Source organism: Acinetobacter sp. AG1 (genome assembly GCF_001005525.1).
Lineage (GTDB): Bacteria > Pseudomonadota > Gammaproteobacteria > Pseudomonadales > Moraxellaceae > Acinetobacter > Acinetobacter modestus.
Window position 1 is genome coordinate 1 of record NZ_LBMZ01000068.1, and the last position, 12,172, is coordinate 12,172.

Annotated in this window: 13 protein-coding genes; 3 read left to right on the forward strand and 10 right to left on the reverse strand. The window is 38.8% G+C overall.

Going from position 1 to position 12,172, the window contains the following annotated elements; all coding sequences use genetic code 11:
• Both AAV96_RS01370 and AAV96_RS01375 read left to right on the forward strand, forming a co-directional pair.
• Positions 1-436: DUF3362 domain-containing protein (locus AAV96_RS01370; protein WP_046738029.1), on the forward strand; the 436-nt coding region annotated here is incomplete at its 5' end.
• Between the two features lie 305 nt (positions 437-741).
• A complete protein-coding gene (locus tag AAV96_RS01375) occupies positions 742-1,275 on the forward strand; it encodes a DUF2726 domain-containing protein (RefSeq protein WP_005218803.1) in 534 nt (177 codons plus the stop codon).
• A 4-nt stretch (positions 1,276-1,279) separates the two neighbouring features.
• Here AAV96_RS01375 and AAV96_RS01380 read toward each other — a convergent pair whose 3' ends face one another.
• The 10 genes from AAV96_RS01380 to mdtD all read right to left on the reverse strand — a co-directional run bounded on the left by AAV96_RS01380 (position 1,280) and on the right by mdtD (position 10,524).
• On the reverse strand, positions 1,280-1,633 hold the full coding sequence (locus AAV96_RS01380) for a RidA family protein (RefSeq protein WP_004659495.1): 354 nt from the start codon (positions 1,631-1,633) through the stop codon (positions 1,280-1,282).
• A gap of 81 nt (positions 1,634-1,714) precedes the next feature.
• Positions 1,715-1,912 (reverse strand): hypothetical protein, encoded by a 198-nt coding sequence (locus AAV96_RS18390; protein WP_034600758.1) that lies wholly within the window; start codon positions 1,910-1,912, stop codon positions 1,715-1,717.
• A gap of 62 nt (positions 1,913-1,974) precedes the next feature.
• Positions 1,975-3,378, reverse strand: a complete 1,404-nt coding sequence (gene creD / locus AAV96_RS01390) for a cell envelope integrity protein CreD (protein WP_046738030.1) — start codon at positions 3,376-3,378, stop codon at positions 1,975-1,977.
• A 75-nt stretch (positions 3,379-3,453) separates the two neighbouring features.
• Positions 3,454-4,920 (reverse strand): two-component system sensor histidine kinase CreC, encoded by a 1,467-nt coding sequence (gene creC / locus AAV96_RS01395; protein WP_046738031.1) that lies wholly within the window; start codon positions 4,918-4,920, stop codon positions 3,454-3,456.
• Between the two features lie 19 nt (positions 4,921-4,939).
• Positions 4,940-5,239, reverse strand: a complete 300-nt coding sequence (locus AAV96_RS01400; protein ID WP_004659488.1) for a hypothetical protein — start codon at positions 5,237-5,239, stop codon at positions 4,940-4,942.
• A 38-nt stretch (positions 5,240-5,277) separates the two neighbouring features.
• Complete coding sequence (gene creB, locus AAV96_RS01405; RefSeq protein ID WP_155857113.1) at positions 5,278-5,994, reverse strand: two-component system response regulator CreB; 717 nt, start codon at positions 5,992-5,994, stop codon at positions 5,278-5,280.
• A gap of 296 nt (positions 5,995-6,290) precedes the next feature.
• Positions 6,291-7,346: a DNA polymerase IV gene (gene dinB, locus AAV96_RS01410; protein WP_171249103.1), complete on the reverse strand. Its 1,056-nt coding sequence runs from the start codon at positions 7,344-7,346 to the stop codon at positions 6,291-6,293.
• 1 nt (position 7,347) lies between these two features.
• The gene (locus AAV96_RS01415; RefSeq protein WP_046738034.1) at positions 7,348-8,109 is read right to left on the reverse strand and encodes a GH25 family lysozyme; all 762 of its coding nucleotides are present in this window, start codon (positions 8,107-8,109) and stop codon (positions 7,348-7,350) included.
• Positions 8,110-8,123: 14 nt separating this feature from the next.
• Positions 8,124-9,092 (reverse strand): hypothetical protein, encoded by a 969-nt coding sequence (locus AAV96_RS01420; protein ID WP_046738035.1) that lies wholly within the window; start codon positions 9,090-9,092, stop codon positions 8,124-8,126.
• A 37-nt stretch (positions 9,093-9,129) separates the two neighbouring features.
• Positions 9,130-10,524: a multidrug transporter subunit MdtD gene (mdtD, locus tag AAV96_RS01425; protein ID WP_046738037.1), complete on the reverse strand. Its 1,395-nt coding sequence runs from the start codon at positions 10,522-10,524 to the stop codon at positions 9,130-9,132.
• 163 nt (positions 10,525-10,687) lie between these two features.
• On the opposite strand from mdtD, the gene AAV96_RS01430 reads away from it, so the two are divergent.
• Positions 10,688-12,172 (forward strand): choice-of-anchor I family protein (locus tag AAV96_RS01430; protein ID WP_046738036.1); only part of this gene is annotated, 1,485 nt, incomplete at its 3' end.

Below are 12,172 nucleotides of genomic sequence, written 5' to 3' on the forward strand. Positions count from 1 at the left end.
CTACACAGGCAAAAATCCATTGTCTAAAGTGGCGCGTTATACTGAAAATGTCGATATCGTGAAAGGTGAAAAGCGTCGCCGTCTGCATAAAGCATTCTTGCGTTATCATGATCCAAATAACTGGCCATTGTTACGTGAAGCACTGAAAGAAATGGGACGTTCGGATTTAATTGGTAATTCGAAGCAGCATCTGATCCCAACCTATCAGCCACAAGGTACGGCTGAAGGTGAATATAAATCAGCACGTAAAAAGAACTCAACTGTTGCAGGTGATTCAGCGAAACGTGGTCAAGCGCAATCTCAGCCACAATCAGGTCAGAAACGTCCACAAAAAGGGCAGATCTTAACGCAACATACAGGTTTACCGCCACGTGAAACAGGTGACAAAAAACCATTCACAGGAAAACCAAAACCTAAAGTGAAACCAAAGCGTTAAATGAATAAACAGAAGGCATCAGTCATGATGCCTTCTTTTTTATACATAAATGGTAGGGTAGTCACAATCTGGTTATAAAAGTACAATTTATCGAAACATATACTGACAATATCCGCTTGAATATTTGCCTACTGATGATTATAAATATAGATGCAGGATGCTTTTACGACTTTGGTCGACGAGGGAAACACGATTAAAAAAATTTAAGTTACACTGCTAAAATGACTTTAACTATCGTTGTTACTGATTAAAAAAATGGCTCAAAGCCAAAATGATTATAAAAAATCTAAAGGGATTCGTTAGAAATGTATTATTTCATAACAATAGTTGGATTGCTGTTGATCACAGCACTTGTGTTTCGACGCCTACATCCTAATCGGCGTCAAGATAGTCCATTAAAACGCCGTGGTATTCTCAATATTTCTGAGCAAATTACCTTGATGCGTTTACAAGCTGTATTACCTCGTCATACGATTTTGGCGCATGTTTCTTTTGATGCGCTATTAACAACAAAATTTGCGCATACGCGCCGTAAATATCAAGGTTTAGTTGCTGATTTTGTCGTACTCGATCAGCAACATCAAGTGCTTGCAATTATTGAGATTGCAGACGAGTCATATGTGAATCGTCTACATCAGAAGCATTATCAAGACAGCTTATTAGAATTAGCAGGTTATCGAGTATTGCGCTATAGCAGTATTCCCACTGAGCAAGAGTTACGTGAGAATTTAGTTCCTGATCTATTTGAACCGATCATGCCTGTTTCAATCACAGCAACCACAATGCCGCAAACGGAACGTGTTATGAAATATAATGTTCTAGCAGCAAAATCATCTTAATTGATTATGGACGTACTGCTGTCACGGTCATTTCAACCAAAACATCTGGTGTATACAGTTTAGATTCTACACAGGTACGTGCTGGAGGATGACCTTCAGCAATCCATGCATCCCAAACCGCATTCATTGCCGCATAATCTTGTTCAATGTCTTTTAGAAAAATAAGGACAGATAAAATATGCGTTTTGTCTGTACCTGCTTCTGCGAGTAAACGATCGATATTATCTAAAGTTTGTTGTGTCTGTGCAGTAACATCGACACTGGTATCATCTGCTAGTTGACCTGCCAAATGAACTAAATTTCCTGAAATTGCGACTTCGCAATAACGTGAAGTGACATGCAGTCTTTGCACAGTCATAAAGAATTACCTAATTAAAATGGATAACTAGAATTGTACTTGATGACATTTTGTTGCAGTGTAATTTTGTTTAAACCAAACTCAATAAGTTTCTATTTCCATCAAATTCCGCTGTTGAAAAAACAAAATACAATGTTGTTGTGGACAAATAATCATATTACCGAGGTTAAGAAATTGGATTTTGGCTTGGCGTAGTCGATTTAGACAAGTTGCAATAGAACTGTGCATTGGGCAAAGTTGTTTTATTTGGCTTAATGCTGAATAAGTGGTTTGGTACATCATTTTATTGCTATCAATATGATTTAGTGCTTGGGCGAAATGAAAATTTCGCCCAACTCGATTTATATGGTTTGTTGTTCTGATTGATACCAGTTGACATGACGAGTAATAAACATGACGCAGGCGATAAGAATGAAGGAAAGAATAGAACCAAATAAAAAGGTTTTACCGCTAGATTGCAGAAGTAGATACATCATGCCGTATAGCGTACTCAGCAAAAGACCAAATAGTAATGCTGCTTTATAACCTTGAACAACAAAGTACAAATACCATGTAATTAAACTGATACAGGCAACTGCAGCGACTAGATAAGCCCATGCAAAAGCATAATATTCGCTGATTGAAAGTAACAATACAAAGAACACGCCTTGTGCCATAGCGACTAACGCATATTGGACAGGGTGAATTTTGAGACTTTTTAAAACCTCGAATAAGAAGAAGCAACCAAAGGTAATAATAATGATCATGATGCCGTATTTAATGGCACGATCAGTTTGGGTATATATATTAATGGGTTCCAAAAACTGAGCAGAAATCCCTGAAACATTGGTTGTAGATCTATCTTTAGCAGCATAGGCAGCATCTACAGCACCGACAGAATAGCTTTGATTGTTGAGAAGTTGATAAAAGCACTGGCTGTTTTCACACATGGAAATGCTGTCTAAATTGCGTTTGCCTAAAGCGATATTCTTCCAGTTTGCTTGGAATTGTTGTTTTTTACGGGGTTTTTGAAACGGCAAACTTTGTCCATCATATTTGACATCGCCCCAGTTACCTGCGGCTTGATAGGTCATTTCATTACTGGTGGGAAGAAATGTAAATTTATTGAGTCCTTCTAGCTTGAATTGTAGATTAAATTTAAACCCTTGTTGAAATTTTTGGATTAACTCAGGATATTGCTTTGCTGTGATATGCATCAAATCAAAACCTTGCTGACCTTGGCTTTGTTCAGCAAAATCGAATTTATAGGCTTTGCCATCAATATTAAACATCGGTTTGGCATTTAACCCGCGTGCATCCTGAATTGGGAAAATAATTTCAGCCTGATCCCAAAGATAGTTGCGTTGAGATTCATTGCCGACCGCTTTAAAGACCCCTTTACCAGACATCGTATTTTGATAGCTGATAGCTTTATAAATATTACGTTTGTAAGTACTGTCTGATACATCAAATTGTGCTGTCCAATCTGCTGTTTCTGCTCCTAAAGTAACAAAAACGGTTTGAGTACAATCATAGGTTTTCTTTTCTTCATTGGTACATGTGGTTTGAACTTGATAAGGAAGTTTTAAATAAGGTGCAATGACTTGCTGTGGTCGAATTTGTTCATTGGCAATATCCCGAATTACTTGTTGTTGATAGCTTTGGCGTTCGTTCACCAAATTTGAAATAAAGAAAAGACCAATATAAAAAACCAAAATCAGGAACAGAATTGCTGCTATTTTCAGATAAATAAAATTATGGCGCATGCTGGAATCCATTGTCATTGTGATATGACAAGTATCCTGAATCGAGATGCGCTTCAGATGAGTTTCGCTTGAAGCTTATGTGAAGTTTCTATGAAGTGTCAGAGTGACCAGTACGCCAGAACGATGATTTTCTAAGAAATTAAGAGCGTTAGCTGAGATATTTTGAATGCTAATTTTGCCCTGATGTTGCTGGATAATTTGCTGCACGATGCTCAGACCAATTCCTGTACTTCGTTGTTGATTATGCGGACGTGGCAGCGAAAAATAAGTCTCAAAAACACGCTTTAAGGCGTATTCAGGAATCGCTTCAGCTTCATTAAATAAGGAAATTTCAATACTGTTCGTAACGCTATGCTCTTTCAATTGAATGGCAATCAAGCCTTGTTCAGGGCAGAAATCTCTCGCATTATCCAATAGATTATTGAGGGCTTGTTTTAACCAAAATGGATCGGCATAGATTGAGCAATGTTCAGGAAGATCAAGCTGTATCTGTATTTGTTTACGCTGTAATGCGCTTTGTTGTTGCTGAAAACATTGTTGAATCAGCGTGCTTAGATCAAGCATTTGAAATTCTAAAACATGCTGATTTTTTTCGAGTCGTGTCAGTAATAGCATACGTTCGATTAAGGATTGTAGACGCTGACCTTGTTGAACAATATGTGTTGCAAATTGCTGTTGATCTTCTAAAGGTAGATCATCCTGTAATAATTCTGCACTGGCTTGAATGGCAGTCAGTGGGCTTTTCAACTCATGAGTGAGCGTATTGACATAATTTTCGACGTAGGCACGATCTTCCAACTTTTCCCGCATTTCACTTAGGGCTTGGGTCACTTGATTCAGTTCTTTGGCTGAATAGAAAAACGGTGCTTGATTCACAGGCGCGAGTGCTTGGGCATAGCGTCGTACTCGATCGATGCTATGTTTAAGCCAATAAGCCACCATGCTGGCAAGTAATAAGCTGAGTGCTGCAATCCAAAGTGCTTGATGAATGAGTTGTTGTTCGGCACGTTCAATATAAGGTTGTACGGATTGATTAGGCTTACCAATACTCACCACACCAAGCAATTGTTGTTTATAGATAATCGGCGCGGCAATGTGCATGACACTGCTATTTCGATCATTTGGATTGGTTGCAGTAGAACGTGCGCCGTATTTGCCGCGTAGGGTTAAATAAACGTCATTCCATTTAGAATAATCTTGTCCAACCGCTTGTCCTTCAGAATCATAAATGACGATACCATGCTGATCGGTAATATAAAGCTGTTGGTTAATTTGATTTTTTTTATGTTGCCAAATCGTCGCATCGAGCTGACGTGACAATGCAGCTTGAATCTTCTGATCAAACTCAGGGGTATTTACTTGTTGTTGATGGACATCTTCGGCAATGAGTTGCGCAATAATATTGGCATTTTCAGCCAGTGTATCTTCAACCACTTGTCGTACATTGGGTTTGACTTGTTGGGTGAGGGTATAGGCAATAAAGCTGAGACTCAGTACCACCACCAAGCTAAAGAAAAACCAAATGCGTATAAAGATGGACATATTATGATGACATCAAAATTTAGGATATGAAGGGAAATGTTATTTTCTTTGCTTCAATCTCGAATAGATCACCTGATTGTATTTCGATGATTATCCGTGAATTGCCATTTTCTAAAATAGAGAAATCTAAAATTTGATTGATAGAGATACTTTTACCCCATTCATTGTGATTAGCAATATGAAAGTTTTTAAATTTTTCAGCAATGAGTGCGACATCTTCAGATTGATTATTTCTGAGCTGAACTTTCAGACTTGATTCAGCCCAATCTATGTGAATTGAGATAAGTGACCAATCATGCATATCTATCTTTTCTTTCATTTTGGTATTGTCAGCATTTGAAGTATTGAAATTGTATTTTAAGCTTGTACCAAACTATACCCAAACCCTCGATGCGTTCGAATAGGATCATTGGGGGTAATCTGTTTAAGTTTTTGCCTTAAACTTTTGATATGTGTATCCACCGTTCGTTCTAAACTATGTTCAGGATGTTCCCAAATATGATCCATGAGTTGCTGACGGCTAAACACTTGTTCTGGATGCTGAATCAGTAAAAATAACAAACGATATTCATATCGCGTCAGTTGCAGCATTTGCCCATGATATTGAATTTGTAGAGATTGTGGATTACATATCCACGTGGCAGAGTGTAGAGTAATTTCTGTTTGAATGATTGGTGGTTGTGGTGGGATATTTTGAGCTTGTACTTCCATTCTGCGCCATACCGCTTTAATTCTTGCCACAATTTCACGTGCACTAAAAGGCTTGGTACAATAATCATCAGCACCGATTTCTAAACCGACAACCCGATCAATTTCATCATCGCGAGCGGTTAAAAATAATAAAGGTGTTTGATATTTTTGACGAAGTTGTTTGCAGACTTCAAAACCATTGAGATCAGGTAAACCCACATCTAAAATAATAAAATCAAAAGTCTGTTGAGAGAGTAATTCGAGTGCTTGTGTTCCTGTATTTGCCCAATTGACACTCCAACCTTCACGTTCAAGTGCATAACGTAGTGGTAACACAATTGCGGCTTCGTCTTCAATACAGAGAATTTGTTTTTGATTCATAATGATCAGTAATCAATATTTTCTAATTTTATGATGTTAGTTTAACTGAAGTCTGGATCGAGAGAACTAATGTTGAGAATTTTTATAAAAGATAAATAAGAAAAGGACACCTGAAGTGCCCTGTAATATTCGGATTTGATCGTCACGCTAACCACAGGAGCAAATGCTAAAAGCGAGGATTTCTTTAGCAAGGGCAAGCAACAAGGATAATGTTACCGCGCCGCCTAGAGTACTGAAAACCGCATAAAAAGCAAACATAAATTTTAGTTTGGGATATGCTTTTGTGTAAAAAAACGCCACTACCATAAAGAAAGTTGAGATTCTTGTTGCATGGGCTGTAATTGATAGACACCAACACCGACTAAACGGAATTGAAAAGTCGGGTCAATATGCATTTCATTCAGTAGTTGAAAGATGACTTGTGCTAAGTCTTGCTCAGATTGTAGTGCTTGTTTGAAGCTTTTACTGTGTTGTAAAACCTGAAAATTTTTAAGTTTAAGTTTTACATTGACTCCCCGAGCAGTTAATTGTTTTTTATTTAGACTACGCCACACTTGCCCAGCTAGGGGCTGCCAAGTGTGATGACATTGTTCAAGTGTATAATCATCATCAAAAGTGATCTCTTTTGATATTTGTTGGCGTTCTCGCTCAGCTTTGACGGGACGATGGTCAATCCCTTGAGCATATAAATACAGTTGTTTTCCGTATTTGCCAAAATGATGAATAAGTATATTTTCTTCTATTTTTTGTAGATCACCGAGCGTATGTAAATTCAGTTGACTTAATTTTTCTTGAGTGACTTTACCAACCCCTGGAATTTTATTGAGGGCTAAATCCTGAATAAAATTGAGTACCTGATGGGGTTTTATCACAAATAAACCATTAGGTTTGTTCCAATCAGAGGCGATCTTTGCCAAAAATTTATTGGGAGCTACACCAGCGGATGCAGTGAGTCCTGTCACCGCAAAAATATCAGCACGAATGTGTGCAGCGACCTCAGTCGCACTCGGAATATTTTTTAGATTCTCAGTCACGTCTAAATAAGCTTCATCTAATGATAGCGGTTCAATCAGAGGGGTGTATTGTTGGAATATCTGATGAATTTGTGCTGAAACTTCACGATATTTTTCAAAATTAGGCTCAATCACGATAATCTGTGGGCAGAGTTTTTTGGCTTGTCCCATCGACATCGCCGAGCGTAGGCCAAATACGCGAGCGGGGTAGGATGCTGCAGCAATTACAGCACGAGGGTGGTGTGATGAAATCACTACAGGCAAGTTTTTGAGATCAGGGCGTTCCCTGAGTTCGACCGATGCATAAAAAGCATCCATATCAATATGGATGATTTTGCGCAGTTCACTTGGCATCTACGATGCCTTGTTGTTTTAAAAAGATTCGCCACTGTTTCGGTGACTCTGCATATACGTTCAGATCAACAGGTTTGGGAATCCCATCTATGTTTCCACTTTGGCTATGTTGCCAAAAGAGCCATTGTCGTCCATCTTTTAATTCAGGTTTACCTTCATAATCCCTCACCCATAATGGGGTATTGCTAAAATTACCCATCAAGACAATGTGGTAAAAAGTCTTGGAAATATAAAAAATAGGTTGTTTGCCATAATGTTTATGGAGTTGATCATTCATGATCTGAATTTCTTTGAGTAGCTGCTCTTTGGTATAGGTATTAATGCAATTACTGTCATATTCAAGATCAATCACAGGCGGTAAGGCATCTGCTTTCTTTGGCACAGTAGCGATAAAATTTTCGGCCTGAACGGTGCCATCACGGCAGAGACGATAGAAATGATACGCACCGACATGTAAACCTCTTTCACGTGCTTTGAGCCAATTCTGCTGAAAATTTTGATCTTTGAAATCGCCACCTTCGGTGGCTTTGAGATACACGAATTGGTATTGCATCGGAGAAATCTTTTTCCAGTTAATCTCACCTTGATGATGTGATACATCAAATCCACGGATTGAATAGTCTTGTGCTACGGCTTTTTGTTGATAGAACAATCCAAAATAACTGACGATACCGAGCATCACTGTTAAAGCAATACTAGTCAGTGCTTGATAATGCTGAGAGAGTGGATACTTCGGTATTTTCTTTGCCATAATGAGGTTTTGTACTATGCAATATCGAGTTGAGTGCTAGATTTACAGTATTCGTCATGCAGCGATTGTACTCGTTTTGCTTTCTCATGAATCGTTTGACTACCGAATTGTTTTATAAATCTACATGAAGCGTAATGTCTAGCATGTTGCTCGTAGTGGCGGACCCAACTTTCTCGTTGTGCTAAGCGTTCATCCTTGACAGGCCAAACACCTTGGCGTAAACGCTCAACCCCAATGCGCCACGGTTTAGGGCTAATTCGTGCACGAAAGCAATTTTGATTGCGACACATCAGATCATAATGCGGATCGGCATAAATAGCATGAAATAAGGTCTGCGCATCCTCACCTCGAGGTTCAAAGGTTCGATGCATCACCAAAACACGATAACCTTTTGGTGTGCGATAAACACGTAAATGCCATGTAGGATGATCTTGAGAAAAAGTTTTAATTTTCTCTAAGGCCTGTTGCTCTGGCATTCCAGTGAATTTCGATTTCAGTTTGAACAAATATTTACTGATCCAAGGGGTCAATAACAGTGATACCATGAACCCAAGCCCAAAGATGAGCCATGAACTAAAATAGACAGCGCACAAGCTTGAGATAACCAGTAGTAGAAAAAATACCGTCATGTAAAGTTTAGAGTTGGGATGATAGATAAAATCAATATCTGCAAATAACACATCAGGTGTATTTAAACATAAAGCCCCATAGGTGTTGCGCGTGATAATGACATCATCATGTTGTGCAACAATCTCTTCTCGGATCGGGAGACCTTCAGCACCGTTATAGGCAACTTTATGATCGATTCTGCGAATATTTTGATCTACTTGTATTTGCTCAATCGCTGCTGTAACACGTTGTTCAGCATGTATTTGCGCTGCCTCAGGGCTTTGATCTGACCAACCAAAGCGTTTGATGGTGTATTGTCTTCCTTCAAATTTTGTTTTTGTTTTCGCTTCAGCCCAATACTTTGGAATGATCATCTCATTTTTCCTTATTCTTTTTCATCTTATTAAAATGTTAGCTCTCATCCGTAGTTTCTTTTGGGATCTGCCAAAAGATGATTGCAGTAATGATGTTAATACAACCCAGTGTAATCAATGTGGCATGGAAAGCACTGCTAATCGATGTCGTTGAAACGTGCTGACTGAATAGATTAATCAATGTGCCTGCGATTGCGACACCAATACTCATAGACAGCATCATAATCATTGATAAAAAACTATTGCCGCTGCTGGCATCGTGTTGTGGCAAGTCTTTGAGAGTGAGCGTATTCATGCCTACAAACTGTAGTGAGTTTAATGTACCGAAAATAAACAGATGTAAGACTTTCAACCACAGTGGTGTAACTGCTGTCATTAATGAGAAGCTTGCAATACATAATCCGACCAAGATGGTATTGGTGAGTAGAAAACGACGATACCCTACACGTTGAATTAATGGACGAATAATTGGTTTCGAAAATAATGAACCCAAGACCAATGGAATCATCATTAATCCTGTAATGAAAGGTTCAAAGCCAAAGGCAACTTGTAACATCAAAGGTAAAATAAAAGGAATAGCATTGCTGCCCAAACGTGCGAAGAAATTACCTAATACACCGATCGAGAAGATTTTGTAACGGAATAAACGCCCATGAAATAGCGCATTTTGATGGGTATGCGCGTGATAGGCATAGCTAACAGTGGCAATTATGCCAATCAACAATAAGCTGATACTCACAAAATTTGAATATTGTGAGGAGGCCATATTTTCAATGCCTAAGGATAAACCAACCATCGCGACCATCAATAAGATAAAACCGCTGAAATCGAAAGTTTTCACTGTCGGTTCTTTTTGATTGGGCATGATTTTAAATGTCATGATCATACCAAGAATACCCATCGGAAGATTAATCAGAAAAATCCAATGCCAAGTTGCGACTTCAACTAACCAACCGCCTAATGTAGGTCCCATCAGTGGACCGATTAGCCCTGCCAAACTCATGAGACTCATGGCTGAAAGAAATTGGGAGCGTGGAATCAACTTTAATAAAGCCAAACGGCCTACAGGCATTAGTAATGCACCGCCGATACCTTGAATCACACGGAAAAACAACAGTTGTTCTAGGTTTTGCGATAAGCCACATCCCAATGAGGCCAAGCTGAAAATCACCATAGAGCTGAGATAAATATTACGAATCCCAAAACGATCGGCTAACCAGCCACTCAAGGGAATACAGGCTGCAACAGATAATACATAGGCGACAATCACACTATGCATTTGTAATGGATTTTCATTCAGTTGAATCGCCATTGCTGGTATTGCAGTATTCACGATGGTGGTGTCTAAGGCTTGCATAAAAAAGCCAATCGAAACCAATATGACCAACCATCGAAATTCAGGCTGTACAGCTTGGTGTGTTGTCGTTGTCATGAGTTCTGACACATAAGAAATCGGTTCTAGTTTAATGCAACCCTATTGGAAATAAAGACCAAAATTGTCAAAGAGTGGTCATGGAACTGACATTAAAGTGTCATCGAACTTGCATCTCAAATCACTAAATTAACCATACAAAATAAGGGTATGGAATTTGATGATGAAATTTAAGATTTCAGTTTTATTGACAACATTGTTGTCTGTAGGGTTGGTTGCCTGTAATGAGAATGATAACGCTACGAGCTCAACAGAGGTTGTAGAAGCAACGCCTGAAACAATTAAGTTAAGTTTGTTAGGGCATTATGAAACCAAGGTGTTTGTTAAAAGTGCAGCTGAGATTCCTGCGTATGATGCGGCAAGTAAACGCTTATTTGTAGTCAATGCACAAAAAGGTTTAGTCGATGTTTTAGATGCATCTAAACCAGCACAGCCTGTACACATTGCAGAGCTTTCAGCACGAACGTATTTAGCAAATTCTGAAGTAAATAGTGTTGCTGTGAAAAATGGTATTGTTGCGATTGCAGTACAAGCTGAGAATAAAACAGATACAGGAATGGTGGTGTTTTTTAATGCCAAAGATCTCAGTTTTATTAGCAAAGTGAGTGTGGGTGCTTTACCTGATATGCTGACTTTTAGTCCAGATGCTAAAACGGTTTTAGTCGCAAATGAAGCAGAACCGAATGATGATTATTCGATTGATCCTGAAGGTTCAATCAGCATTATTGATATCAGCAATATTCAACAACCTAAAGCCACTGTTGCAGGTTTTAGTGCATGGAATAATCAAAATTCAGATTTATTGGCCAAAGGAGTACGTATCTTTGGTCCAAATGCCAGCGTTGCTCAAGATTTAGAACCTGAATATATAACCATTTCAGCAGATAGCAAAACCGCTTGGGTCACGTTACAAGAAAATAATGCAATTGCGAGAATAGATATTGCACAACAGAAAGTCACCGATATTTATCCATTAGGCTATAAAGACCATAGTTTGGTTGAGAATGCTTTAGATGTGAGTGATCGGGATTGTGATCCAAAAACGGATTGTAATGGTGATGGTGTTATTGATACCAAAGATAAAGATAAGGGAATTATCAATATCAAACCGTGGGCAGGTTTAGTGGGGATGTATCAACCAGATTCGATTGCGAATTATCAGGTGAATGGCCAAACTTATTTGGTGACTGCCAATGAAGGGGATTCACGAGCTTGGTTAAAAGACGCTGAGGCATATTTTGGTGGTGATACCAGTAAGGGCTTTGTAGAGGAAATTCGCGTTAAAGATCTGTTTAAGAGTAGTGGTTTTACCAATAAAGTCAAAGATGAGTATCCAGCGCATTTACAGAAAATCGCTGTAGGCGTAAAAGGTGCACGATTAAATGCATCAACTTTTGGTTATTGTGGCGCAACGACAACAGATGCAAAAGGCTGTCGTGAAGATAGTCAATTAGGTCGCTTAAAAGTGACGTGGACCAAAGGATACCAAATGAATCAAGACGGTTCACCAAAACTGGATGCAGATGGTTATCTGGTTTATGACAAACTCTATGCCTATGGTGCGCGTTCATTTAGTATCTGGAATACCCAAGGTCAACTTGTTTGGGATTCGGGCAGCGAATTTGAAAAGAAAATAGCAGAGTTATTC

What these genes read in the sequence shown, in the direction of transcription:
- AAV96_RS01375 (WP_005218803.1), top strand. Translation starts at nt 742, where the DNA reads ATGTATTATTTCATAACAATAGTTGGATTGCTGTTGATCACAGCACTT.
- AAV96_RS01380 (WP_004659495.1), bottom strand. Translation starts at nt 1,633, where the DNA reads ATGACTGTGCAAAGACTGCATGTCACTTCACGTTATTGCGAAGTCGCA.
- AAV96_RS18390 (WP_034600758.1), bottom strand. Translation starts at nt 1,912, where the DNA reads ATGTACCAAACCACTTATTCAGCATTAAGCCAAATAAAACAACTTTGC.
- creD (WP_046738030.1), bottom strand. Translation starts at nt 3,378, where the DNA reads ATGCGCCATAATTTTATTTATCTGAAAATAGCAGCAATTCTGTTCCTG.
- creC (WP_046738031.1), bottom strand. Translation starts at nt 4,920, where the DNA reads ATGTCCATCTTTATACGCATTTGGTTTTTCTTTAGCTTGGTGGTGGTA.
- AAV96_RS01400 (WP_004659488.1), bottom strand. Translation starts at nt 5,239, where the DNA reads ATGAAAGAAAAGATAGATATGCATGATTGGTCACTTATCTCAATTCAC.
- AAV96_RS01415 (WP_046738034.1), bottom strand. Translation starts at nt 8,109, where the DNA reads ATGGCAAAGAAAATACCGAAGTATCCACTCTCTCAGCATTATCAAGCA.
- AAV96_RS01420 (WP_046738035.1), bottom strand. Translation starts at nt 9,092, where the DNA reads ATGATCATTCCAAAGTATTGGGCTGAAGCGAAAACAAAAACAAAATTT.
- mdtD (WP_046738037.1), bottom strand. Translation starts at nt 10,524, where the DNA reads ATGACAACGACAACACACCAAGCTGTACAGCCTGAATTTCGATGGTTG.